This window comes from Streptomyces azureus, from assembly GCF_001270025.1.
Lineage (GTDB): Bacteria > Actinomycetota > Actinomycetes > Streptomycetales > Streptomycetaceae > Streptomyces > Streptomyces azureus.
This window is the reverse complement of sequence record NZ_DF968252.1, coordinates 21,121-45,670: the sequence shown is the minus strand read 5'-3', so window position 1 is coordinate 45,670 and position 24,550 is coordinate 21,121. Positions and strand designations below refer to the sequence as shown.

Genomic DNA, 24,550 nt, shown 5'->3' with positions numbered 1-24,550 from the left:
ACCCTGTCCCGAGGCGTCGCGTCCCGAGTGATGCCCGGCCGCTACGCGGCCGGGCAGGCACAGCGATACCGCGGCGCTCCGCGCCGCGAGCCCGAAGGTGCGATTCCTCCCGGGGCCGAAACCCCGGGGTTCCTTGCAAGAACAGGCTGAACTCCCGCCTCGAGGCCCCGGGCGCCCTCCAGCTGACGCTCTTCACCGAGCTCGACGACTGAGGGGCCCGCCCGGCCGCCCCTGCCGGGCGGTGGCCGGAGCCGGATAAAGTGCTGAACGTGTGGACCGACAATCAGCGGGCGGAGCCGGATGCCGAGCGGCCCGGCGGTGCCCGGCGCCGGGCCACGATCCACGACGTCGCACGCCTGGCCGGGGTGTCACGGCAAACGGTCTCCCGGGCGGTCAACGACAAGGGGGAGATCGACCCGGCCACCAAGGAGCGGGTCCTGGAGGCGGCCCGGCTCCTGGACTACCGGCCCAGCCGGTTCGCGCGCGGACTCGTTCAGAAGGGCGCGGTGACGGCGGGCCTGGTCATACCGGACCTGCGCAACCCGTTCTTCCCCGAGGTGGCCGCCGGGGTGCTGGAGGCGGCCGAACAGCGCGGCTGGCAGGTGGTCGTGTGGGACTCCCGGATCGACGAGGCCAGGGAGCGGCAGGCGCTCGACGTGCTCTCCCACCAGGCGGACGCGGTCGTGGGCTATTTCAAGGACCCGGACGACGTCCTCACCCGGCACCTCGGAGGCGTGCCGCTGGTGCTTCTGGAGCGCGGCCCGCAGCAGACCCGGTTCGCGGCCGTGGGCATCGACGCCGCCACCGGAGTCGAGCAGGGCCTGAACCACCTGTTCCGCGCGGGGCACCGCAGGATCGGCATGCTGGACGGCGTGCACGGCCCCGGCCCCCGCAGGCTGGCGTTCCTGGAGCAGGTGCGGCGCCTCGGAGTGCCGGTCGACGAGGACTGGGTCGTGGTGTGCCCGGAGCACAGCGTGGCCGGCGGCGAGGCCGGCATGGAACGACTCCTGGCGGCGCGGCCCGAGACCACCGCGGTCTTCGGCTTCAACGACCTGATCGCGGTCGGGGCGATGCGCACCGCCCGCCGCCATGGCCGGAGTGTTCCGGACGATCTGGCGGTGCTGGGCTTCGACGGCCTCTCCCTGGGTGAACTGGTGGACCCCGCCCTGACCACCCTGCACATCGACAAGCGGCAGCTGGGACGGCTGGCCGTGGAGCAGGTGGCCCGGCTGCGCGCGGGTGAGGAGCCGCTGCGGGGTGCGGACGCGTGGGTGGTGCCCGAGCTGGTGGTCCGCTCCTCCGCCTGACCCGCCCGGCCGTGAGCCCGGCGGGCCGTTCCGGACCTCCGGCCGCCGGCCGTTCTCGATATGGTGCGGAGAGGGTCCCCGGTTCGTGAATCCCCGGTTCGTGAGTCCCCGGTTCGTGAGGAGTGGCTGCATGGCGCAGGTCAGGCCCATGCGGGCGGATGCTCGGCGCAACTACGAGCGGTTGCTGAAGGTGGCCGCGGAGGCCTTCGCCGAGCACGGGGCGGGCGCGTCGCTCGACGACATCGCCAAGCGGGCCGGCGTCGGCTCCGGCACGCTCTACCGGCATTTCCCGACCCGGCACGCGCTGTTGGAGGCCGCGTACCTCGACCGCATCGAGGCGATCGCGGCCCGGGCCGACGAACTCGCGGCCGAACTGCCGCCGGGTGAGGCGCTGGTGGAGTGGCTGTACGGACTCGGCGCCGGAATGATCCAGATGCGCGGCCTCAGAGCCCTGCTGGGCCCGGCCGTCACGCAGAGCGGCTCGACCGTGGCCACGGCCTGCGGCGACTCGGTGAAGAGCGCTGCGGGGCGCCTGGTCCGGGCAGCACAGGAGGAGGGCACGCTCCGGCGGGACGTCGAGCCGGTCGACGTACTGCGGCTGGCACACGGCGTGTCGACGGCGGCGGAGCTGGCGGACGGGGAGGGCGAACACATCCGCCGCTATCTGACGTTGCTGACGGAGGGACTGCGGCCGCGTGGCGGCTGAGGGGCGGCGGGCCGCGGGGTGGTGCGGCGGGCTCTTGGGGCACGTGTGCGGTTGGTTGGGAGGCCCGCGCGGCTTTGCGGTTGTGGCCGGGGTGGGCGTGTGGGGTTGCTGCGGGCTCGTGGTCACGGCCGGGGCGGCTTCGCGGGCTTGTTGCGAGCCTCGCGGTCATGGCCGCTGACGTGGGCGTGGAGACTCGTGGCCGTGTGAGCGCTGTGGTGGCGGCCTGGCCGGCCCCGGCCCGTCCGGAGTCGGGGAGCGTCGTGAGCTTGAGCTTGCGGTCCCCGCGTCGTCGGCGTGGCAGGACGGCGTCGCGTGCCCCCGGCAACCGGGTCGTGGGGATGGGGCTGGGCCGGGGGCGTCGCTGAGTTGTCGTCTGTGTGTCGTTACAGGGTCTGGGCCGCCGGCTTCACCATTCCCCTGACCGTGCGGGACTTCACGAAGTCGCCGATCGCCGTCATCTCCCACTCGCCGGAGAACTGGCGGATCAGCTTGGCCATCATCACGCCGGTCTGCGGCTCGGCGCTGGTGAGGTCGAAACGGACCAGTTCCTCGCCGGTCGTGGCGTCCAGGAGGCGGCAGTAGGCCTTGGCGACCTCCGTGAACTTCTGGCCGGAGAAGGAGTTGACCGTGAAGACCAGGCCGGTCACCTCCTGCGGGAGGCGGCCGAGGTCGACCACGATCACCTCGTCGTCACCGCCGCCCTCACCCGTGAGGTTGTCACCGGAGTGCTTGATCGCGCCGCCGACGATGGACAGCTTGCCGAAGTAGCAGCTGTCGATGTGGTTGCGCTGCGGCCCATAGGCGATGACCGAGGCGTCCAGGTCGATGTCCTTGCCGCGGTACGCCGGCTCCCATCCGAGGCCCATCTTGACCTGGGAGAGCAGGGGGCGGCCGCCCTTCATCAGGGAGACGGTCTGGTTCTTCTGGAGGCTTACGCGGCCCTTGTCGAGGTTGATCTTCCCGGCGCCGGGTGCGGGCGGCGGAGGCGTGGCGGGAGCCGGGGGCGCCGCGGGCGTGGTGACGGGCGGGGCCGGCGCGGCCACCGGCGGTTGCGCCGGGGCCGACGGCGGGGTCACCGGCTGCTGGGCCGGGGCGGCCGGCTCCTCCACCGAGACACCGAAGTCCGTGGCGATGCCCGCCAGGCCGTTGGCGTATCCCTGGCCGACGGCTCGGGCCTTCCACTGGCCGTTGCGCAGGTAGATCTCCACGATCACCAGGGCCGTCTCGTCACCGAGCTGCGGGGGCGTGAACGAGGCCAGGACGGAGCTGTCGTCCGCGTTGCGGATCGTGGCCGTCGGTTCGATGCCCCGGAAGGTCTGGCCCGCGGCGTCCGGGCTCGCCGTGACGACGATCTTCTCGATGCCGGGGGGCACGGCCGTCGTGTCGACCACGATCGCGTCGGGCGTGGTGCCGCCGCCCGAGCGGTACGTCACGCCCGGGCCCGACGGCTGGTTGTAGAAGATGAAGTCGTCGTCGGAGCGCACCTTGCCGTCGGCGGTGAGCAGCAGGCTCGATACGTCGAGCCGCACCGGGGCGGCGACGTCCACCGTCACGCGGGCGGCGGACAGGGGGATGTTCGAGCCGGGGGTCATAGCTGTCATGCCGGGTGAACGATCGAGGCGGTTTTGCCGTTCCCTTACCTGCCGCCCATTCGGGTCAGCGGCGGTTGCGGGGATGATCGCGGGCGGTGCGTTCGTTGCCCCGCTTGTAGTTTCCGGTCCAGCGGGCCATGACGAGCTGGGGGTCGGAGGCCTCGACGTCGGCGATGAACTGCTCGGCCCGGGTGCCGTTCAGCGTGGTGGCGGGGCGGCCGTGGTGGGTGATGCGGACCGTTCCGCCCGCGTGCTGCTCATAGGTGAATCCGTGGGGTCGTGGCATGCCGTGAGCGTACGGGGGCGGTGGCAGGCGCCCCAGCGAATTTCGCCTGCCCCGCCCGCAGCGGTCCGTTCCCTACGGCACGATCACGATCTTGCGGCCGACCCCTGACGCGAACTGTTCCAGCGCCTCCGGGTACCGCTCCAACGGGATCCGGTCGCTGATGAAGACGTCGGGGTCGAGCACCCCGTTCGCGAACAGCTCGGCCGCGCGCTCGAAGCTGTGCAGCACCGCCATCGAGCCGGTGATGGTGATCTCCTGGTTGTAGATGCGGTACGGGTCGATCGTCACGCGGGTCGCGTAGTCGGCCACTCCGAACTGGAGGAACGTGCCGGCCTTCGCCACCCGGTCCAGGCCGTCCTGGATCGCCGCCGCGTTGCCCGTGGCGTCGACGACCAGGTCCCAGCCCTGCGGGCGGTCGAGTTCGTCCGGGCCCGCTGCCGACGCCGAGACGCCGAGGCGGCGGGCCGTCTCCAGGCGGGCCGGGTTCACGTCGACGACGTCCACGCTCGCCGCGCCCGTGCGCTTGGCCAGCTCCAGCATCATCAGGCCCATCGTGCCGGAACCGTAGATCAGGACGTGCGCGCCGAGGCGGGACCGGAGCACGTCGTAGCCGCGTACCGCGCAGGACAGGGGCTCCACCAGGGCCGCGTCCTGCGTGCGGACGTGGCCGGGGAGCTTCACGCAGTTCGCCACGGGGGCCAGGGCGTACTTCGCGGCCCCGCCCGCCGTAGTGACGCCGATCGCCGCCCAGCGTTCGCAGAGGTTGTTGTGGCCGGTGCGGCAGTAGCGGCACTCGTAGCAGTAGAGGGAGGGGTCGACCGCCACCCGGTCGCCCACCGACACCTCGGTGACCTGGGTGCCGACCCCGACCACCTCGCCCGCGAACTCGTGCCCGGGCACGATCGGCAGCTTGGGGGCGAACTCGCCCTGGAGGATGTGCAGGTCCGTGCCGCACAGCCCGCAGGCCGCGACCTCGACGACGACCTCGCGCGGACCTGGCGTCGGGTCCGGGACCTCGGCGACGACGGCCCTGCCCACGGACTCGATGACGGCGGCCTTCATTTCACGGCTCCCAACGACAGGCCCTGGACCAGCTTGTCCTGGGCGGCGAACCCCGCGGCGAGCACCGGCAGGGAGATGACGAGCGACGCGGCGCACACCTTCGCCAGGAACAGGCCCTGGCTGGTGATGAAGCCGGTCAGGAAGACGGGGGCGGTCTCGGCGACCACACCGGTCAGCACCCGGGCGAAGAGCAGTTCGTTCCAGCTGAAGATGAAGCAGATCAGGGCGGTCGCCGCGATGCCGGGCAGGGCGATCGGGGCCACCACGCGTGCGAGGACCGTCGGCAGCCGTGCCCCGTCCACCCGGGCCGCCTCGATCACCGCGACCGGGATCTCGGCGAGGAACGACTGCATCATCCACACCGCGATCGGCAGGTTCATGGAGGTGTAGAGGATGACCAGCAGCCAGATGTTGTCGAGCATCCCGGCGTTCTTGGCGAAGAGGTAGATCGGGAGCAGGCCCGCGACCGCGGGCAGCATCTTGGTGGAGAGGAAGAAGAACAGGACGTCCGTCCATTTGCGGACGCGGTTGATGGACAGCGCGTACGCCGCCGGGAAGGCCAGCAGCAGGACCAGCAGGGTCGAGGCCACGGACGCGACCGTGGAGTTGATCAGCGCCGGCCAGGGGCTCGCGCCGCCGCCCGCGCCGAAGAACTCGCGGTAGCCGTCCAGGGTCAGGGCAGCGGCGAAGGAGGGCGGGTTGGTCGCCGCGTCCTGCTCGGAGTGGAAGGACGTCAGCGCCATCCACGCGATGGGCAGGAAGAACGCGATGCCGAGCAGCCAGGCCAGCAGGCCCAGGCCCGCACCTTTGCCTCGGACACGGCGGACACGCAGGGCGGTCGTGCTCATGCGCCGGACACCTCCTCGCGGAACAGGGACGACACCACGCGCAGGGCGAAGGTCGCGATGACGATCGAGCCGATGACCACCAGGACGCCCGCGGCCGAGGCGAGACCGTTCTCGTGGGCCTGGTAGAAGCTCTGGTAGACGGTGTAGGGGAGGTTGGCGGTGCCCAGGCCGCCGGAGGTGATCGTGAAGACCGCGTCGAAGTTCTGGACGATGTAGATCGAGCCCAGCAGGGCGCCCAGTTCGAGGTAGCGGCGCAGATGCGGGAGCGTCAGGTGGACGAAGATCTGCCAGTCGCTCGCGCCGTCGACCCGGGCCGCCTCGATCTGCTGGTGGTCACGGCTCTGGAGGCCGGCCAGCAGGATCAGCATCATGAACGGCGTCCACTGCCAGACGAGCGACGCTTCGACCGCGAGCAGCGGGGTGTTCGAGATCCAGTCGGGCTGTGGGCCGCCCACATAGTGCAACAACCCGTTGAACAGGCCGTATTCGGGGTTGTAGAGCACGTGCTTCCAGAGCAGGGCCGCCGCGACCGGGACCACCAGGAAGGGTGCGATCAGCAGCGTCCGCACGATGCCCCGGCCGCGGAACCTCCGGTCCAGCAGCAGCGCCAGGACGAGGCCCAGCACCAGGCTGGCCAGGACCACCGCCACCGTCAGCAGGACGGTCGTCCACACCGACTGGCGCAGGTCCGCGTCGGTGAGGACCTCCTGGTAGTTGTCGAGGCCCGTGAAGTGCCGGGCGTCGGGATAGAGGGAGTTCCAGTCGAAGAAGGAGATCACCAGCGTGGCCACGAAGGGCAGCTGGGTGACGACGATCATGAAGATCAGGGCGGGGAGCAGCGGGGCGCGGGTGGCCCAGGCGCGCAGGCGGGCGGAGGGCCGGCGGACCGGAGCGCGCGTCTCGGGAGCGGCCACGGGGGCCGTTGTCATGGCGGTCATCGTCCCTCGTACTCCTCGGAGATCCTCTCGGCGAGTGCCTGCGACTTCTTCAGGGCCGATTCGACGGACTGGCGTCCGGCGATGGCCGCGCTGATCTCCTGCGAGACCTTGGTGCCGAGGTCGGTGAACTCGGGGATGCCGACGAACTGGATGCCGGGCGCGGGCCGCGGCTGCACACCGGGATCATTGGGCCGGGCCCCTTCGATGGCCTCCTTGGTCATCTCCTGGAAGGCGGCGGCCTCCTTGCGGTAGTCGGCGTTGGCGTACGTCGACGCCCGCTTGCCGGCCGGGACGTTGGACCAGCCGATCCGGTCGCCGACCAGCTGCTCGTACTCCTTGCCGGACGCCCAGGAGACGAACTTCCAGGCGTCGTCGGAGTTGCGGGAGGCCTTCTGGATGCCCCAGGCCCAGGTGTAGAGCCAGCCGGAGGACTCGGTCTTCTCGACGGGTGCGGGGGCGTAGCCGACCTTGCCCTTGACCGGGGAGTTCGACGCCTCCAGGGATCCGGCCGCGGAGGTGGCGTCGTACCACATGGCGACCTTGCCCTGGGTCATGTTGTTCAGGCACTCGGCGAATCCGGCCTGGGCGGCGCCGGACTCGCCGTGCTCGCGGACCAGGTCGACATAGAACTTCGTCGCCTTCTCGAAGGCGGGGGAGTCGAGCCGCGCCTTCCAGTTCTTGTCGAACCAGGTGCCGCCGAAGGTGTTCACGACGGTGGTCAGGGGGGCCATCACCTCGCCCCAGCCGGGCAGGCCGCGCAGGCAGATGCCCTTCATGCCCGGTTCGGCGCCGTCCGCCTTCGCCGCGAGGCCCGCCACCTGCTGCCAGGTAGGGCGCGCGGGCATCGTCAGGCCCTTCTTCTCGAACACGTCCTTGCGGTACATCAGGAACGAGGACTCGCCGTAGAAGGGCTGGCCGTAGAGCTTGCCGTCGTCCCCGGTGAGGGACTGGCGCATCGGCTTCAGGATGTCCTGCTCGTCGTAGGCCGGGTCCTTGGCCACATAGCCGTTCATCTCGTGCAGCCAGCCGTTGCGGGCGTAGATCGGTATCTCGTAGTTGGACAGCGTGGCGACGTCGTACTGGCCGGCCTGGTTGGCGAAGTCCTGGCTGATCTTGTCGCGGACGTCGTTCTCGGGCAGGACGGTGAAGTTGACCTTGATGCCGGTCTCTTCGGTGAAGTGGGCGCGGGTGAGCTTCTGGAGCTCGACCATCTGGGGGTTGTTGACCATCAGGACGTTGATGGCGTCGCCGCCGGATCCGGCCCCGCCCGCCCCGACCCAGCAGCCGGAGAGCAGCGGGGCGAGCAGCGTCCCTGCGGCGGCCGCGGCGAGCGTGGCTCGCGGTGGCCGTCGTCGGCTCTGGGTTCGCATGGATCGCTCCTGGATTATGGGGAGATAAGGGGCATGGCAGGACGTGGCTGAGCCCTGCGGGGACGGGGATCGGTGGGTCAGACGCGGATGACCTGTGGGCCGAGCAGTGAGTAGCGGTGGGCCTCGGCGGCCGGCAGAAGCGTGCTCGTCACGATCGTCTCCAGTGAGCCGACCTCGGCGAACCGGCAGAAGCTGACCGCTCCGAACTTGGTGTGCACGCCCGCGAAGACCGTGCGGCGGGCGGCCCGGACCGCCTGGGCCTTGACCTCGCTGACGGCCGGGTCGGGGGTGGTGAGGCCGTGTTCGCGGGAGATGCCGTTGGCGCCGATGTACGCCAGGTCGACGACGAAACCGGCCAGCATCTTCGTCGTCCAGTGGTCGACGGTGGCGAGGGTGCCGGAGCGGACCCGGCCGCCGAGCAGCAGGACCGACACGGTGTCGGTCCCGGCGAGCGCGCCGGCGACCGGCAGGGACGCGGTGACCACGGTCAGCGGCCGGTCCCGGGGGAGTGCCTCGGCGATGAGCTGGGGGGTGAAGCCCTCGTCGACGAAGACGGTCTCGGCGTCGCCCAGCAGTTCGGCGGCGGCGGCCGCGATGCGGCGCTTCTCGGGGACGTGGCTGGTGGCGCGGAAGGCGAGCGTCGTCTCGAAGCCGGCGCTCTCCACCGGGTAGGCGCCGCCATGGGTGCGGCGGAGCAGGCCGTGGTCCTCCAGGACCCGCAGGTCCCGCCGTACGGTTTCCTTGGCCACGCCCAGTTCGGCGGCGAGGGCGGTGACGTCGACGGAGCCGCTCGCGCGGGCGGCGCGGACGATCTCGCGCTGGCGTTCCTCCGCTGTTCTGTTCATGGTCGTCACCCGCCTTCCTGCTGTGCTGCCCGTTCGGGCCCTCGGTCGGGCCATGGGGAAGTTCTACAGCGGGTGTTCCACGACGACCAGGTCTGTTGCGGAAGGGTTCGTGCCCGTGTGTGCCCGTTCGGTCCCGGACACACGCCGCGTGCCGGAGGGGGCTCGTGGCCGTCCGCGGGCGCGTTGTGACTGGTCGCGCAGTTCCCCGCGCCCCTGAGGGCGCTGCCCGACCGTATTCGGGCCGTGCCCGAATGCCCGAACGGGCGGGCCCGTTCTCTGCCCGCCCGCCCTCTCGCGACGACTCTTTCCGGTCAGTACGGCCAGATCGGCGGGTCCGTCACGAAGTGGCCGCCGAGGTAGGCGTGCGCCTCGTTCTCCGGGTCCAGCTCGCCCTGCTCGGCGATGAGCTTCTCGGCCCACGGCTCGGAGTCGTCCTGCGGTTCGTAGCCGAGCTCCCGGGCTGTGGTGAGGTCCCACCACAGCCGGGTGTTGGCGGAGGAGCCGTGGACGACGGTGTGGCCGACGTGCTCGGCGGTCAGGGCCGCGTGGAAGAGGCGGGCGCCGTCGGCGGGACTCATCCACACCGAGAGCATGCGCACGCTGGTCGGCTCGGGGAAGCAGGAGCCGATCCGCACCGAGACCGTCTCCAGGCCGTGCTTGTCCCAGTAGAGCTGCGCGAGGTCCTCGCCGAAGCACTTGGACAGGCCGTAGAAGGTGTCCGGGCGGCGGGGGGTGTCGACCGGGATCAGGGGGTCGTCGCCCTGGGGGCGCGGGGTGTAGCCGACGGCGTGGTTGGAGGAGGCGAAGACGATCCGGCCGACGCCCTCCTCGCGGGCGGCCTCGTACAGGTGGTAGGTGCCCTCGATGTTCGCCTTGAGGATCTTCTCGAAGGGGGCTTCCAGGGAGATGCCCGCGAGGTGGATGATCGCGTCGACGCCGCGGACCGCCTCGCGCACGGCGTCCTGGTCGGCGAGGTCGGCGGTGATCGCGTCCGGCGCGCCCTCGACCGGGCGCAGGTCGAGCAGCCGCAGCTCGTAGCCGTAGTCCGGGAGCAGGTCCCGCATCAGGGTGCCGAGGCCGCCGGCGGCGCCGGTGAGCAGGACGGTGCGGGGAGCGGGCATCCTCGGTCTCCTTGACTCTCCCACCGTGCACATGAGTGCACGGCATTCATAAGCGTGGACACGCTAAAGATCTGGAGTGGAGCGCGTCAAGTATGCCGCGGAAGGAGTGAATCCGCTGGGCGTCGCGGGTTCGCGCGCTTGACCGGCGCCGATGCGGCGCTTTAGCGTGGTGTCGTTCAGAAATATAGACGGCAATCATGAATATGGAACCGGGAGAGCTATGGAACCGGGAGAGCTCGTGACGTCAGCCCCTCTCGCCGCTCGACTCAACATCCCCAGCGGACCGCTGTTCTTCCCGGTCACCGCCTACGGCCCCGACGGCTCCGTGGACCTCGACACCTACCGCACGCACGTACGCCGCGGGGTCGAGGCCGGAGCCGCCGCCGTGTTCGCCTGCTGCGGCACCGGCGAGTTCCACGCGCTGACGCCCGAGGAGTTCGACCGGTGCGTCCGGGCGGCCGTCGAGGCGGCCGAGGGGCGGGTGCCGGTCGTCGCGGGCGCCGGGTACGGCACCGCGCTCGCCGTGCGCTACGCCCGCCTCGCCGAGGCGGCCGGGGCGGACGGGCTGCTCGCCATGCCGCCGTACCTCGTCGTCGCCGGGCAGGAGGGGCTGCTGCGGCACTACCGGGAGGTCGCCGCCGCGACCTCCCTGCCCGTGGTCGTCTACCAGCGCGACAACGCGGTCTTCACCCCGGAGACCGTCGTCGGACTCGCCCGCACGGACGGGATCATCGGCCTCAAGGACGGGCTCGGCGACCTCGACCTCATGCAGCGCATCGTCAGCGCCGTACGCTCCGAGGCCCCCGGCGACTTCCTCTACTTCAACGGCCTGCCGACCGCCGAACAGACCCAGCTCGCCTACCGAGCCCTCGGCGTCACGCTCTACTCGTCCGCCGTGTTCTGCTTCGCGCCCGAGATCGCCCTCGCCTTCCACCAGGCGCTCCGCGGCGGCGACGACACCTTGGTGGAGAAGCTGCTGGACGGCTTCTACCGCCCCTTCGTGGAACTGCGCGCCCAGGGCCGCGGCTACGCCGTCGCCCTGGTCAAGGCCGGCGTACGGCTGCGCGGACTGGACGTGGGGGAGGTGCGCCCCCCGCTGCACGAGCCGACCGAGGATCATGTCAAGCAGCTCGCCGAAGTGATCGAGCGTGGCTATGCGCTGCTTGAGGAGGCCAAGTGAAGGCGTCGGCATTCGTCTACCCCTGGGACGTCAACGGGGACCCGGAGGCACCCGCGCGGATCGCCGCGCTCGGCGTGGAACAGGTGACGCTCGCCGCCGCCTACCACTCCACGCGTGCGCTCACGCCCCGCCACCCGCGCCACCGCGTCGTCACCGCCGAGCACGCCGCCGTGCTGTACCCGCTGGGCGAGCGCTGGGACGGGCGGGAGCTGCGCCCCTACCCGGCCGGTGACTGGGCCCCCGGGGACGCCTTCGGCGAAGCCACCGCCGCGCTCGCGGACGCCGGCCTGGAGGTGCACACCTGGGTCGTCCTCGCGCACAATTCCCGCCTGGGCGCCGAGCACCCGGACACCTCGGTCGTCAACGCCTACGGCGACCGCTATCCCTGGGCGCCGTGCATCGCGCAGCCCGCCACGCGCGCGTACCTGACCGACCTGGCGGCGGAGGCGGCCGTACGACCCGGGGCGCTCGGGACCGAGCTGGAGTCCCTCGGCTGGTACGGCCTGCAGCATCTGCACGCCCACGACAAGACCGGCGGCGTCGGCCTCGGCGACGCCGGGCAGTACCTGATGGCGCTGTGCTTCTGCCCGGCCTGCCGGGAGGGCTACGGCCGGCACGGCCTGGACGCCGACGTGCTGGCCGCCGCCGTACGGACCGCGCTGGAGCCGGTGTGGCAGGGGGTGACGCCCTCCGACGGAGGCTGGACGGGCGTCGAGAAGCTCCTCGGCGAGACGCTCGCCAACACCACGCGCGCGTACCGCGACGCGACCGCCCGCACGCTCCAGGAGGAGGCCGTGGCAGCGGTGCGGGCGGCCGCGCCCGACGGCTTCCAGGTGCTGCTGCACGCGGACCCGGTGTCCTACCACGTCGGTGCGAACCCGGGGGTCGACCCGGCGCACATCCTGTCCGTCGCTGACGGGGTGGTCGTGCCCTGCGCGGGCGGCACCGGCACGCTGACGCCGTTCGCGCGGCAGGGCCGGGAAGGCGCCGTCATCGCCGCCAACTTCACCGTCGTCTCCGGCATGGGCGGCAGCCCCGGCACCCTCGCCGCCGACGCGGCCGAGGCACGGCGGCTCGGCGCCACCGAACTGCGGCTGTATCACGCCGGGTTGGCGTCCGACGGCGACCTGGAGACGGTCCGCTCCGTCCTCGCCGGGCGCTGAAACAGCGGCACCGCCGTCACCAGCAGGGCCATGCCCAGGGCCACCAGCACCAGCCGGTGGCTCACCAGCTCGACCAGGGCCGCCCCGGCGGCCAGCCCGACCACGTTCGGCGTGTACACCAGGGTGTTGGCGGTGGCGGTGACCCGGCCCAGCAGCGGGCCCGGCGTCTCGCGCTGCACGGACGTCAGCGTGGCGATCAGCACGGCGGGCAGCCCCGCGCCGATCGCCGCGCCGCACGCGAGAGCCACCGGGCCCGAGGGCACCACCCGCAGGGCCACCGCGAGAGCCAGCAGGGCGATGCCGTACGCCGCGAAGCGCCGCGCGCCCAGGCGGCGCAGTGCGGTGCCGGAGAGCAGTCCGACCGCGATCGACCCGGCACCCTGCACGGCGTACAGCACACCGGCGTACGCGGGGGAGCGGCCGAGGTCGTCGACGACGGCGTAGAGCATCGCGCCGTTCAGGCCGGCGCACAGCATGGTGGCGCCGCCCGCCAGGATCAGGGGGTGCAGCACGGGGTGTGCCCACAGGTGGCGGGCGCCCTCGGCGGTCCGCTGCCGGCGGCTGCCGGTGGGCGGTGCCGGCTTCTCCCCCCGTACCCGCAGCACCGCGTACAGGCCCGTGGCCAGGACGAACGTCGCCGCGTCCAGGAGAGCGACGCTCGCGCCGCCGTACGCCGCGTACAGGCCCGCGCCCCGCCGGCGGGGCCAGGAGTTTCATGCCCTCGTTGGCCGTCATGCGCAGACCGTTGAAGTCGCCGAGCAGGGGCGGGTCGACGGCGGTCGCGACCAGCGCCGACTCGGCCGCGTCGTGGACGACGCCCGCCGCGCCGTATACGAACAGCACCGCGTACAGCAGCCACAGATCGCCCGGGGCGTCGACGCCCACGAGGGCGAGCAGGAGGGCGCCCAGCAACAGGTTCACGCCGATCAGCAGCGGTTTGCGGCGGACCCGGTCGGCGAGGGCGCCCAGCAGCGGGCCGGCCAGGGTCGGCAGCCACAGGGCGAGCACGCACAGCGCGGCCAGGCCGTCCGAGCCGGTGAGGTCCTTGACCCACACCCCGGACGCCAGCCACAGCGCCGAGGTGCCGAAGCCGGAGACCACCACTCCGGAGAGGCAGAGCCCCGCGTCGCGGTCGCGCAGGACACGTACCACGGGCCAGGTCGTCGTTCTGGTCGTCATGCCTGGTCATCGTGGCTCTAAGTCCCGTGCGCAGGGATCGGGAAAGTGCCGTAGAAAACGGGCGCCCGGGCGATGAGTTCCGCGGTCGCCGTCGGTCTGCCTCTCAGGAGCCACACCAGGAGGAACAGCCGATGACCGACACCACCCCGACCCTCGACCTCGGGCCGCAGACGGCGCTCCTGGCGCGCCTGGCCGAAGGCGTCACCGACGAGCGACTGGCGGACCCGACGCCCTGTCCGGAGTACGCGGTGCGCAACCTGCTGGGCCACCTGGTCGGGCTGACCGTCGCCTTCCGTGACGCCGGCCGCAAGGACCTGGGCGTCACGACCGACACCAGTCCGGACTCCGCGCTCCCGGACATCGGGCCCGGCTGGCGCGAGGAGCTGCCCAAGGCCCTCGCCGAACTGGCCGAGGCCTGGCGCGACCCGGCCGCCTGGACCGGCATGACCCGGGCCGGTGGCGTCGGCCTGCCCGGCGAGATCGCGGGGCTCGTCGCCACCGACGAACTGGTGATCCACGGCTGGGACCTGGCCCGCGCGACCGGCCAGGAGTACGCCCCCGACCCGGCCGCGCTCCGGATCTGCCACGACTTCCTCGCCGCGAGCGTCGACGATCCCAGCCGGGGCGAGATCTTCGGCCCGGTCGTCCCCACAGAGCCCGAGGCGTCCTTGCTGGACCGGGCCGTGGCACTGAGCGGGCGGGATCCGGGGTGGAAGCCCAGGTCGTAGAAAGCGATTGCTACTTCCTTCGTCAGAAGCATTGACGAAACAAACGCGCCCTCTTAACGTCATCGCGTCGTACTTCGTACGTCATATATGAGACGCGATACGCGAGATCCGATACGCGATCCTTCGGGACGCGAGATCCGAGAGGCGCGCATGACCTCTGTGCCCACGCCGATCCCCTCCCGCACGCAATACGTGCTGGAGGGGATCAAACACCGCATCCTCACCGGGCAGTTGACGCCGGGCCAGGCGCTGGTCGAGACCGAGCTCGCCGCGCAGTTCGGGGTGTCGAAGACCCCGGTGCGCGAGGCGCTCAAGACCCTCGCCGGGACCGGGCTGGTCGTGATGAGCCAGTACAAGGGCGTCACGGTGCGCATGGTGGACGCGGACATGGCGCGCGAGGTCTACGACGTGCGGCTGCTGCTGGAGCCCGAGGCGCTGCGGCGCGCCGTGCAGCGCGGCGCCTCCCTGGACGTCGCCCGGGAGGCGCTGACCAAGGCCGACGCCGCCACCGACACCGCCGAACGCTCCCTGGCCAACCGGGAGTTCCACCGCGCCCTGTACCTGCCGTGCGGGAATCCGCTGCTCGGCCGGATGCTCGACGAGGTCCGCGACCAGGCCGCCCTCGTCTCCGCCGTAGCGTGGGCCGCCTCGCCCTCCTGGGAGCGGGAGGCCGGCGAGCACCGCGAGATCCTCCGGCTCGCCCTCGACGGCGACGCCGACGGCGCGGCACGCGCCCTCCACTCCCACATCGCGTCCTTCGTGCAGCGTGCTTTCCCCCAGGCAGGACTGGAACAGGAAGGTCAGGAATGAGCAGCGTGGCGTTCGAGACCCAGCGGGCGGCCCTGGCCGACGTGGTGGCGATCCCGGTGACGCCGTTCGCCGAGGACGGCTCCGTCGAGCAGGACACCTACCGGGCCCTGCTGCGCCGCCTGCTCGACGGCGGCATCACGACCCTCACCCCGAACGGCAACACCGGCGAGTTCTACGCCCTGACCCCCGAAGAGCGCCGGCTCGTCACGGAGTTGACGATCGACGAGGCCGGGGAGCGGGCCGTCGTCCTGGTCGGCGTCGGGCACGACATTCCGACCGCCGTCGCCTCCGCCCGGCACGCCCGTGACCTCGGCGCCCAGATGGTGATGGTCCATCAGCCCGTCCACCCGTACGTCTCCCAGGCCGGCTGGGTCGACTACCACCGCGCGGTCGCCGAGGCCGTGCCCGAGCTGGGCGTCGTCCCGTACATCCGCAACGCGCAGCTCACCGGCGCCCGCCTCGCCGAGCTCGCCGACACCTGCCCGAACGTCATCGGCGTGAAGTACGCCGTCCCGGACGCCGCCAAGTTCGCGGCCTTCGCCCGGGACGCCGGGCTGGAACGGTTCGTGTGGGTGGCCGGCCTCGCCGAGCCCTACGCGCCCTCCTACTTCTCCGCGGGCGCCACCGGCTTCACCTCCGGGCTCGTCAACGTCGCCCCGGCCGTCTCCCTGAACATGATCGAGGCGCTGCGCTCCGGCGACTACCCGGCCGCCATGAAGGTCTGGGAGCAGATCCGCCGCTTCGAGGAACTGCGCGCCGCGAACGGCTCCGCCAACAACGTCACCGTCGTCAAGGAGGCCCTCGCCTCCCTCGGGCTGTGCCGCCGCGAGGTCCGCCCGCCGAGCAGGCCGCTGCCCGAGAGCGAGCGGGCCGAGGTCGCCGCCATCGCCGCCGGGTGGTCGATATGACCGCACCGAAGAAGCGTCCGGAGGACCTGCGCAGCCACCAGTGGTACGGCACCGAAGGGCTGCGTACCTTCAGCCACCGCGCCCGTACCCGCCAGCTCGGCTATCTGCCCGAGGAACACCTCGGCAAGCCCGTCATCGCGGTCCTCAACACCTGGTCGGACATCAACCCCTGCCACGTGCACCTCAGGGACCGCGCCCAGGCCGTCAAGCGCGGTGTCTGGCAGGCGGGCGGTTTCCCGCTGGAGTTCCCGGTCTCGACCCTGAGTGAGACCTTCCAGAAGCCGACTCCCATGCTCTACCGCAACATGCTCGCCATGGAGACCGAGGAACTGCTGCGGTCGTACCCGGTCGACGGGGCCGTCCTGATGGGCGGCTGCGACAAGTCCACGCCCGCCCTGCTCATGGGCGCGGCGAGCGCGGACCTGCCGGCGGTGTTCGTGCCGGCCGGGCCCATGCTGCCGGGCCACTGGCGCAACGAGGTCCTCGGTTCCGGCACCGACATGTGGAAGTACTGGGACGACAAGCGGGCCGGGGTCATCGGCGACTGCGAGATGCAGGAGCTGGAGAGCGGTCTGGCCCGCTCGCCCGGTCACTGCATGACGATGGGCACGGCCTCCACCCTGACCGCCGCCGCCGAGGCCCTCGGCGTCACGGTCCCGGGCGCCTCCAGCATCCCGGCCGTCGACTCCGGGCACGACCGGATGGCCGCCAAGGCGGGCATGACGATCGTCGAACTGGTCCACAAGGACCGGAAGCTGAGCGACATCCTCACCGCCGACGCCTTCCACGACGCCGTGACGACCGTGCTCGGCCTCGGCGGCTCCACCAACGCCGTGATCCACCTGATCGCCATGGCCGGCCGCGCGGGTGTCCGGCTCACGCTCGACGACTTCGACCGCATCGCACGCACGGTCCCGGTGCTGGCCAACGTACGGCCCGGTGGACAGACGTACCTGATGGAGGACTTCCACTTCGCGGGCGGCCTGCCCGGGTTCCTCTCCCGGATCACCGACCTGCTCCACCTGGACCGGCCGACCGTCTCGTACGACACGCTGCGGGAGCAGATCGCCGGCGCGCAGGTGCACAACGACGACGTCATCCGGACCCGGGACAACCCGGTCGCCGCCGAGGGCGGGGTCGCCGTGCTGCGCGGCAACCTCTGCCCGGACGGCGCCGTCATCAAGCACATCTCCGCCGAGCCGCACCTGCTCAAGCACACCGGTCCCGCCGTCGTCTTCGACGACTACAGGACCATGCAGCGCACCATCAACGACCCGTCGCTCGGCATCACCCCCGACCACGTGCTCGTGCTGCGGGGCGCCGGCCCCAAGGGCGGCCCGGGCATGCCCGAGTACGGGATGCTGCCCCTGCCCGACTACCTGCTCAAGCAGGGCGTCCGGGACATGGTCCGCATCTCCGACGCCCGGATGAGCGGCACGAGTTACGGCGCCTGTGTGCTGCACGTCGCGCCCGAGTCGTACGTCGGCGGACCGCTCGCCCTCGTCCGCACCGGCGACTCCATCACCCTCGACGTCGAGGCGCGCACCCTCCATCTCCATGTGGACGGCGAGGAGCTTCAGCGGCGCAGGGCGGACTGGACACCGCCGCCCACCCGGTACGAGCGCGGCTACGGCGCGCTCTACAACGAGCAGATCACGCAGGCCGACACCGGCTGCGACTTCGAGTTCCTGGCCCGGCCAGGCAAGGTGCAGGACCCGTACGCGGGCTGAACCACCGCACCACCCAGGTACCTCAGCACGACCCGGCACGACCCTGCACAGGAAGAAAGCGCTTCCGGCGCACGCACGACGTACCACGACGTACTGAGATCGGAGAACAGTCATGGCCCAAGCCGCAGCCGTGGCGAAACCGCCCGCGCCACCCCGGCGGCGCCGTGCCTCCGCCACCCCGCGCAGGCTCCCCTACCTGCTGATCGCACCGGCCGCCCTGCTCATGCTGGGCTTCATCGCCTATCCGGTCATCAGCGTCTTCTACTACAGCCTGCAGAACTACAACCCCACCAAGCCGTGGCGGAACGGATACGCGGGCTTCGACAACTTCGTCCACGCCTTCACCGAGGACCCCGTCTTCTGGGACACCCTGGTCTTCAGCGCCAAGTGGGTCTTCGTCGAGGTCGGCCTCCAGCTGCTGTTCGGTCTCGCGCTGGCCCTCATCGTCAACCAGACCTTCGTGGGCCGGGGCCTGGGACGCGCGATGGTCTTCTCCCCGTGGGCCGTCTCCGGCGTCCTCACCTCCGCGATCTGGGTGCTGCTCTACAACTCCCAGACGGGCATCACCCGTTACCTCGCGGACATCGGCATCGGCTCCTACGGCACGAGCTGGCTGTCGGACACCTCGACGGTGTTCCCAGCGGCGATCGTCGCCGACCTGTGGCGCGGGGTGCCCTTCTTCGCGATCCTCATCCTCGCCGACCTCCAGTCCGTCTCGAAGGACCTCTACGAGGCCGCCGAGGTCGACGGGGCCAGCCGGATCAAGCAGTTCTGGCACATCACGCTGCCCCATCTGAAGGACGCCATCATCCTGTCCACGCTGCTGCGCGCGGTCTGGGAGTTCAACAACGTCGACCTGCTCTACACACTGACCGGCGGCGGCCCGGCGGGTGAGACGACCACGCTGCCGCTGTACATCGCCAACACATCCGTCGACGCCCACAACTTCGGCTACGCGTCGGCCCTGACCACGGTGGCGTTCGTGATCCTGCTCTTCTGCTCGATGGTCTATCTGCGGCTGAGCAAGTTCGGAGGCGAGAGCAAGTGAGCGTCAAGGAAGCCACCAAGGCGGCGCCCGCCCCGGCGCCCACGGCCCCCGAACCGCCGCGCCCCGCCAAGGGCAAGCGCGCCTGGGACGAGGCGCCCCGCTGGCAGATCTACCTGCCCCTGGGGATCTACCTGGTCTTCACCCTCATCCCCTTCTACTGGATCCTGCTGTTCGCCCTGCGCCCGGCCGGATCGACCTCGCTGGTGCCCTGGCCGATGACCTTCGACCACTTCGAGAAGGTGTGGACGGAGCGCAACTTCGGCACCTACTTCGCCAACAGCGTGCTCGTCGGCGTCGCCACCCTGGTCATGACGACCCTCGTCGCCCTGGCCGGCGGCTACGCCCTCGCCCGGTTCGACTTCAAGATCAAGCGGGTGTTCATGCTGGCCCTGCTGTGCTCCCAGTTCGTGCCGGGCGCGCTGCTGCTGGTCCCGCTGTTCGAGATCTTCGCCGAACTCCAGATGATCAACAGCCTCGGCAGTGTCATCCTCGCCGAGACGGTCTTCCAGTTGCCGCTGTCGATGATCCTGATCAGCAACTTCATCAAGAACGTGCCGTACTCCCTGGAGGAGGCGGCCTGGGTGGACGGCTGCAACCGCATGACGGCCTTCCGGATCGTCGTGCTGCCGCTGCTGCGGCCGGGCCTGATCGCCGTCGGCTCCTTCGCCTTCGTGCACTCCTGGAACCACTTCCTGTTCGCCCTGATGTTCCTCAACAACCAGGAAAAGCAGACCATCCCGGTCGGCCTGAACACCCTGATGAGCGCGGACAGCGTCGACCTGGGCGCCCTCGCCGCGGGCGGCATCATCGCGGCCGTGCCGGTCGTGCTCGTGTTCGCCTTCATCCAGAAGTGGCTGATCACCGGGTTCAGCGCGGGGGCGGTGAAGGGATGAGACTGCGCCAACTCGCCGTAGCGGCCGGGCTGGTGGGCGTGCTCTGCGTCCCCGCCCACGCCGAGGCACGGGACATCAGCCGCGACACCCTGCCCGCGAACGACGGCTGGGCCTCGCACGGCACAGGCACCACCGGAGGGGCCGCGGCCGACGACGCTCACGTCTTCACCGTGACCGACCGGGCCGGACTGGTCCGCGCCCTCGACGGCGGCAGCGACACCCCGAAGATCATCAGGATCGCCGGGACCATCGACGCCAACACCGACGACGACGGCGACCGTCTGGACTGCTCCGACTACGCCACCGGCGGCTACAGCCTGAAGAAGTACCTCGCCGCCTACGACCCCCGCACCTGGGGCTCGGCCAAGCCCAGCGGCCCGCAGGAGGAGGCCCGCCAGGCCTCCGCCGCCCGGCAGGCCGAGCGGGTCGTGCTGCCCGTCGGCTCCAACACCACGATCGTCGGGCTCGGCGACTCGGCCGTCCTGAAGGGCGCGAGCCTGGCGGTGCGGAACGCGGACAACGTGATCATCCGCAACCTCGACATCCGCGACGCCTACGACTGCTTCCCCGTCTGGCAGCCCAACACCGGCGGCCTCGGCGACTGGAAGACGGCGTACGACACGATCTGGCTGGCCGGCGCCACCCATGTGTGGGTCGACCACGTGACGTTGAGCGACAAGGGCCACCCGGACGCCGAGGAGCCCACCCACTTCGCCCGCAACTACCTGCGCCACGACGGACTGCTGGACATCACCAACGGCTCGGACCTGGTGACCATCTCCTGGAGCCGGTTCGCCGACCACGACAAGGCGATGCTCATCGGCAGCGGCGACACCGCCACCGGCGACCGCGGAAAGCTCCGGGTCACCCTCCACCACAACGAGTTCGAGTCGGTCGTCCAGCGCGCCCCGCGCGTGCGCTTCGGCCAGGTGCACGTCTACAACAACCGCTACGAGATCACCGGCGACGACTACCGCTACTCCCTCGGCGTCTCCACCGAGTCGAAGATCTACGCCCAGAACAACGCCTTCCACACCCCCGGCCATGTGGAGGTCGCCGACCTGGTCAAGAGCTGGAACGGCAGCGCCCTGCACCAGAGCGGCACGCTCTTCAACGGCTTTCCGGTCGACCTGCTCATGATCTACAACGCTTACAACTCGGGCAGTGAGCGCGACCTGACGGGTGACGTCGGCTGGACGCCCGCCCTGCACGGGCGGATCGACAGCGCCGCCGCGGCCGACCGGGCGGTGGCCCGCGGCGCGGGTGCGGGGAGGATCCCATGACCGGTCGCATGATCGACTCCATGAACACACCTCTGCCCGTCGTCCTCGCCGGCGCCCGGGGCCACGGCCGCTGGCACGTCGAGAACATCCGCCGCCTCCAGAAGAAGGGCCTCGTACGGCTGGCCGGCGTCTGCGAACTGACGCCGCTGACCGAGGCGGAGCTCGACGGCCTGGGCACGCCCGAGCAGTCCGCCGACTTCGGCGCCCTGCTGGACTCCACCGGCGCCCGGATCGCCGTGATCTGCACACCGATCCCCACCCACACCGACCTCGCGCTCACGGCGGCCGAACGGGGCGTGCACCTCCTGCTGGAGAAGCCGCCCGCCCCCTCGTACGCGGAGTTCCGCCGTATGGCCGACGGGATCGCGGCGGCCGACGTCGTCTGCCAGATCGGCTTCCAGTCGCTGGGCTCGCACGCCGTGCCCGCCATCCGCGAGCTGATCGCCGAGGGTGCGATCGGGCAGCTGGCCGGGCTCGGCGGGGCCGGAGCCTGGGTACGGGACGAGGACTACTTCCGGCGGGCGCCCTGGGCGGGCAAGCGGCGGCTGAACGGCGTCGACGTGATCGACGGGGCGCTGACCAACCCGCTCGCCCACGCCGTCGCCACCGCCCTCGCCCTCGGCGGCAGCACCCGCGCCGAGGACGTCACCGGCATCGAGACCGAACTGCTGCGCGCCAACGCCATCGAGTCGGACGACACCTCCTGCGTCCGGATCGGCACCGCCCAGGGCCACCCGGTGACCGTCGCCGCGACCCTGTGCGCCGAGCGGGCGGACGAGCCGTACGTCCTCGTGCACGGCAGCACCGGCCGGATCACCTTCTGGTACAAGCAGGACCGCGTGCTGCTCCAGCGGGCGGGGCACGGCCCGGAGGAGTTCGAGCACGGCCGCACCGACCTGCTGGAGAACCTCGTCGCGCACCTCACCACCGGTGCGGACCTGCTGGTTCCGCCGGACGAGACCGGCGCCTTCATGAAGGTCGTGGAGGCCATCCGCACGGCCCCCGATCCGGCACCCCTGCCGGACACCGCCTGGCACCGCGTCCCCGGCGAGAACCGCCGGGTGGTGCCCGGCATCGACGGGCTCGTCGCGGCCGCCGCCGACACCCTCTCCCTCTACTCCGAGCTGGGCGCCCCCTGGGCACTGGGCACGGAGCACCTGTCGAAAGAGGTGAGCACCAGATGACCAGCAGCAACGACACCGCGGTGCTGCGTGTCGCGGGACGGCCGGTCGGCCGGTACGTCACCCGGCCCGAGCTGCCGGCCCGGCTCTCCCCGCGGCCCTATCTGCACCCCGTCACCACCCTGGCCGGCACGGCGGTCACCGAGCTGGCCCCCGCCGACCACGCACACCACCTCGGCGTCGGTGTCGCCGTTCCCGACGTCGAGGGGTTCAACTTCTGGGGCGGGCGCACCTACGTCCGCGACCAGGGCCCGACCGAGCTGGACAACCACGGCGCCCAGCGGCACGTGGCATTCCAGCTGCGCGACCCGGACGGCTTCGTGGAGGAGCTGCGCTGGGTGGCGGCGGGCGGCGAGCTGCTGCGCGAGCGCCGTACGGTCGCGGCCACCGAACTCACCGACCAGGCCTGGGCGCTGGACCTCACCTTCTCCCTCACCAACGTCACCAAGGACACGCTGTCGATCGGCAGCCCCGCGACCAACGGGCGACCGGGCGCGGCCTACGGCGGATTCTTCTGGCGAGCCCGCAAGGAGTCCTCCGCGCCGGAGGTCTTCTCGGCCGGGGCCGAGGGCGAGGAGCGGGTCCACGGCCGCCTTGCCGACTGGCTCGCCCTGCGGGGCGGCACCTGGACGCTGGTCTTCGCCGGCGCCACCGAACAGACCCGCCGCGACCCGTGGTTCGTGCGCACCGAGGAGTACCCGGGCGTCGGCTCCTCACTGGCGTACGGCGAGCGGCTGCCGATCCCGCCGGGCGAGACCGTCGTCCGCCGCGTGGTCACCGTCGTCGCCGACGGCCGCCTCGACCGGGACGCCGCGGCGGCCCTCGTCCGCAAGGCGGTGAGCCCGTGACCACCGAGACGTACCGCAACCCGATCCTCGACGCCGACTGGTCCGACCCGGACGTCGTCCGCGTCGGCGACGACTTCTACCTGACCGCATCCAGCTTCGGGCGCGCCCCCGGACTGCCCTTGCTCCATTCCCGCGACCTGGTGAACTGGACCCTGGTCGGCCACGCGCTCGAACGCCTGGAACCTGCGGAGGAGTTCGAGAAGCCCCGCCACGACTGCGGCGTCTGGGCCCCGTCCCTCAGGTACCACGACGAACGCTTCTGGATCTTCTGGGGCGACCCCGACCAGGGCATCTTCCAGGTCAACGCCCCCGAGATCAGGGGCCCCTGGACCCGCCCGCACCTGCTGAAGGCCGGCAAGGGCCTGATCGACCCCTGTCCGCTGTGGGACGAGGAGACCGGCGAGGCCTATCTGGTCCATGCCTGGGCCAAGTCCCGCTCGGGCATCAAGAACCGCCTCACCGGGCACCGCATGCACCCCGACGGCACCGAACTCCTCGACGAGGGCAAGGTGATCGTCGACGCCGACCGCATACCCGGCTGGTTCACCCTCGAAGGTCCCAAGCTCTACAAGCACGACGGCTGGTTCTGGATCTTCGCCCCCGCCGGGGGAGTGGAGACAGGGTGGCAGGGCGCCTTCCGCTCGCGCGGCTTCTTCGGGCCGTACGAGGAGAGGATCGTCCTGGAGCAGAAGGACACCGACGTCAACGGCCCCCACCAGGGCGGCTGGGTGCGCACCGCGTCCGGCGAGGACTGGTTCCTGCACTTCCAGCAGCGCGGCGCCTACGGCCGGGTCGTGCACCTCCAGCCGATGCGCTGGGGTGCGGACAGCTGGCCGGTGCTCGGCGACGACGGCGCCCCTGTCGCCGTGCACAAGAAGCCCGACCTGCCGCCGCAGCCGCCCGCCGCGCCCGCCACCGACGACGACTTCCCCGGCGGACGGTACGGCCGCCAGTGGCAGTGGACCGCCAACCCGGGCGACGGCTGGGCCACCCAGCACTCCGGGGACGGACTCCGGCTGACCTGCGTCCGCTCGGCCGACGCGCACGACCTGCGCAAGCTGCCGAACCTCCTCACCCAGCGGCTGCCCGGCGTGCCGTCCGCCGTCGAGGTGGAGCTGCGCCTGCACAGTGAGGAGCCGGGGGCGCGGGCCGGGCTCGCGGTCCTCGGGGACGCGTTCAGCTGGATCGGTCTCCAGCGGGGGGCCGACGGCACGGTCCACCTCGTGCACCGGTTCGCCGAGGGGGTCGCCGAGCGGGAGCGCGACGCGGCCCACCCGCGCCTCGCACCCGAGGGGCGGGCCAGGCTCCGCATCGAGATCGGCGCCGGAGCCCGCTGCCGCTTCTCCTACGACCTCGGCGACGGTCCGTGCCCGTCGGGTCCCGTCTTCGCCGCCACCCCCTGGCGCTGGGTCGGCGCCCTGCTCGGCCTCTTCGCCCTCGCGCCCGCCGGGTCGGGACACGCGGGCGCCGCCACGTTCACGCAGTTCCGGATCACCGACTTGTAACCCACCGCATCTGTACGCC

22 protein-coding genes and 2 pseudogenes are annotated in these 24,550 nt (G+C 71.5%); 15 read left to right on the top strand and 9 right to left on the bottom strand.

Translation table 11 applies throughout. The features are described from left to right. Positions 1-140: 140 nt before the first annotated feature. From AOQ53_RS46165 to AOQ53_RS13900, 3 genes and pseudogenes are all read left to right on the top strand, one after another. A pseudogene (locus AOQ53_RS46165) lies at positions 141-212 on the top strand (VOC family protein); the annotation flags it as partial. Positions 213-269: 57 nt separating this feature from the next. Then, the gene (locus AOQ53_RS13905; protein WP_078945301.1) at positions 270-1,307 is read left to right on the top strand and encodes a LacI family DNA-binding transcriptional regulator; all 1,038 of its coding nucleotides are present in this window, start codon (positions 270-272) and stop codon (positions 1,305-1,307) included. A gap of 130 nt (positions 1,308-1,437) precedes the next feature. Continuing rightward, positions 1,438-2,013 carry a TetR/AcrR family transcriptional regulator gene (locus tag AOQ53_RS13900; RefSeq protein ID WP_059417354.1) on the top strand — a complete coding sequence of 192 codons (576 nt, stop codon included), beginning with the start codon at positions 1,438-1,440 and terminating at the stop codon, positions 2,011-2,013. 383 nt (positions 2,014-2,396) lie between these two features. On the opposite strand, the gene AOQ53_RS13895 is transcribed toward AOQ53_RS13900, so the two are convergent. From AOQ53_RS13895 to AOQ53_RS13860, 8 genes are all read right to left on the bottom strand, one after another. Continuing rightward, complete coding sequence (locus AOQ53_RS13895; protein WP_099054594.1) at positions 2,397-3,605, bottom strand: TerD family protein; 1,209 nt, start codon at positions 3,603-3,605, stop codon at positions 2,397-2,399. 64 nt (positions 3,606-3,669) lie between these two features. Further along, complete coding sequence (locus tag AOQ53_RS13890) at positions 3,670-3,891, bottom strand: hypothetical protein (RefSeq protein ID WP_059417352.1); 222 nt, start codon at positions 3,889-3,891, stop codon at positions 3,670-3,672. Between the two features lie 72 nt (positions 3,892-3,963). Further along, positions 3,964-4,953 carry a zinc-dependent alcohol dehydrogenase family protein gene (locus tag AOQ53_RS13885; RefSeq protein ID WP_059417351.1) on the bottom strand — a complete coding sequence of 330 codons (990 nt, stop codon included), beginning with the start codon at positions 4,951-4,953 and terminating at the stop codon, positions 3,964-3,966. Beyond that, a complete protein-coding gene (locus AOQ53_RS13880) occupies positions 4,950-5,801 on the bottom strand; it encodes a carbohydrate ABC transporter permease (RefSeq protein WP_059417350.1) in 852 nt (283 codons plus the stop codon). The genes AOQ53_RS13885 and AOQ53_RS13880 overlap by 4 nt, the downstream gene beginning before the upstream one ends. Beyond that, positions 5,798-6,739, bottom strand: a complete 942-nt coding sequence (locus AOQ53_RS13875; protein ID WP_059417349.1) for a carbohydrate ABC transporter permease — start codon at positions 6,737-6,739, stop codon at positions 5,798-5,800. Before AOQ53_RS13875 ends, AOQ53_RS13880 begins: the two co-directional genes overlap by 4 nt. Beyond that, complete coding sequence (locus AOQ53_RS13870) at positions 6,736-8,109, bottom strand: ABC transporter substrate-binding protein (protein ID WP_059417348.1); 1,374 nt, start codon at positions 8,107-8,109, stop codon at positions 6,736-6,738. Before AOQ53_RS13870 ends, AOQ53_RS13875 begins: the two co-directional genes overlap by 4 nt. A gap of 77 nt (positions 8,110-8,186) precedes the next feature. Further along, positions 8,187-8,954 carry a DeoR/GlpR family DNA-binding transcription regulator gene (locus AOQ53_RS13865; RefSeq protein ID WP_174523283.1) on the bottom strand — a complete coding sequence of 256 codons (768 nt, stop codon included), beginning with the start codon at positions 8,952-8,954 and terminating at the stop codon, positions 8,187-8,189. A 311-nt stretch (positions 8,955-9,265) separates the two neighbouring features. Further along, positions 9,266-10,075 (bottom strand): NAD-dependent epimerase/dehydratase family protein, encoded by an 810-nt coding sequence (locus tag AOQ53_RS13860; RefSeq protein WP_059417346.1) that lies wholly within the window; start codon positions 10,073-10,075, stop codon positions 9,266-9,268. Positions 10,076-10,313: 238 nt separating this feature from the next. On the opposite strand from AOQ53_RS13860, the gene AOQ53_RS13855 reads away from it, so the two are divergent. Together AOQ53_RS13855 and AOQ53_RS13850 are read left to right on the top strand one after the other, a co-directional pair. Then, positions 10,314-11,255, top strand: coding sequence for a 5-dehydro-4-deoxyglucarate dehydratase (locus AOQ53_RS13855; RefSeq protein WP_059417366.1), 942 nt, complete (start codon positions 10,314-10,316; stop codon positions 11,253-11,255). Then, on the top strand, positions 11,252-12,418 hold the full coding sequence (locus tag AOQ53_RS13850; protein ID WP_059417345.1) for a hypothetical protein: 1,167 nt from the start codon (positions 11,252-11,254) through the stop codon (positions 12,416-12,418). Before AOQ53_RS13855 ends, AOQ53_RS13850 begins: the two co-directional genes overlap by 4 nt. Here the strand turns inward: AOQ53_RS13850 and AOQ53_RS13845 are convergent. Continuing rightward, a pseudogene (locus AOQ53_RS13845) lies at positions 12,355-13,597 on the bottom strand (MFS transporter). The gene AOQ53_RS13850 and the pseudogene AOQ53_RS13845 sit on opposite strands and share 64 nt — an antisense overlap. A 131-nt stretch (positions 13,598-13,728) precedes the next feature. Here AOQ53_RS13845 and AOQ53_RS13840 point away from each other — a divergent pair. The 10 genes from AOQ53_RS13840 to AOQ53_RS13795 all read left to right on the top strand — a co-directional run bounded on the left by AOQ53_RS13840 (position 13,729) and on the right by AOQ53_RS13795 (position 24,531). Next, a complete protein-coding gene (locus AOQ53_RS13840; protein WP_059417344.1) occupies positions 13,729-14,325 on the top strand; it encodes a TIGR03086 family metal-binding protein in 597 nt (198 codons plus the stop codon). 150 nt (positions 14,326-14,475) lie between these two features. Then, complete coding sequence (locus AOQ53_RS13835) at positions 14,476-15,135, top strand: GntR family transcriptional regulator (RefSeq protein WP_059417343.1); 660 nt, start codon at positions 14,476-14,478, stop codon at positions 15,133-15,135. After that, positions 15,132-16,043, top strand: a complete 912-nt coding sequence (locus AOQ53_RS13830; RefSeq protein WP_059417342.1) for a dihydrodipicolinate synthase family protein — start codon at positions 15,132-15,134, stop codon at positions 16,041-16,043. The genes AOQ53_RS13835 and AOQ53_RS13830 overlap by 4 nt, the downstream gene beginning before the upstream one ends. Then, complete coding sequence (gene araD, locus AOQ53_RS13825) at positions 16,040-17,773, top strand: L-arabinonate dehydratase (RefSeq protein WP_059417341.1); 1,734 nt, start codon at positions 16,040-16,042, stop codon at positions 17,771-17,773. Before AOQ53_RS13830 ends, araD begins: the two co-directional genes overlap by 4 nt. Before the next feature lie 112 nt (positions 17,774-17,885). Continuing rightward, complete coding sequence (locus AOQ53_RS13820; protein WP_059417340.1) at positions 17,886-18,821, top strand: carbohydrate ABC transporter permease; 936 nt, start codon at positions 17,886-17,888, stop codon at positions 18,819-18,821. After that, positions 18,818-19,714 (top strand): carbohydrate ABC transporter permease, encoded by an 897-nt coding sequence (locus AOQ53_RS13815; protein ID WP_059417339.1) that lies wholly within the window; start codon positions 18,818-18,820, stop codon positions 19,712-19,714. Before AOQ53_RS13820 ends, AOQ53_RS13815 begins: the two co-directional genes overlap by 4 nt. Then, complete coding sequence (locus AOQ53_RS13810) at positions 19,711-20,997, top strand: pectate lyase family protein (protein WP_059417338.1); 1,287 nt, start codon at positions 19,711-19,713, stop codon at positions 20,995-20,997. Before AOQ53_RS13815 ends, AOQ53_RS13810 begins: the two co-directional genes overlap by 4 nt. Then, positions 20,994-22,181: a Gfo/Idh/MocA family protein gene (locus AOQ53_RS13805; RefSeq protein ID WP_174523282.1), complete on the top strand. Its 1,188-nt coding sequence runs from the start codon at positions 20,994-20,996 to the stop codon at positions 22,179-22,181. Before AOQ53_RS13810 ends, AOQ53_RS13805 begins: the two co-directional genes overlap by 4 nt. Continuing rightward, positions 22,178-23,026, top strand: a complete 849-nt coding sequence (locus AOQ53_RS13800; RefSeq protein WP_059417337.1) for a DUF6807 domain-containing protein — start codon at positions 22,178-22,180, stop codon at positions 23,024-23,026. The genes AOQ53_RS13805 and AOQ53_RS13800 overlap by 4 nt, the downstream gene beginning before the upstream one ends. After that, the gene (locus AOQ53_RS13795; protein WP_059417336.1) at positions 23,023-24,531 is read left to right on the top strand and encodes a glycoside hydrolase family 43 protein; all 1,509 of its coding nucleotides are present in this window, start codon (positions 23,023-23,025) and stop codon (positions 24,529-24,531) included. The genes AOQ53_RS13800 and AOQ53_RS13795 overlap by 4 nt, the downstream gene beginning before the upstream one ends. The last annotated feature ends 19 nt before the right edge of the window (positions 24,532-24,550 follow it).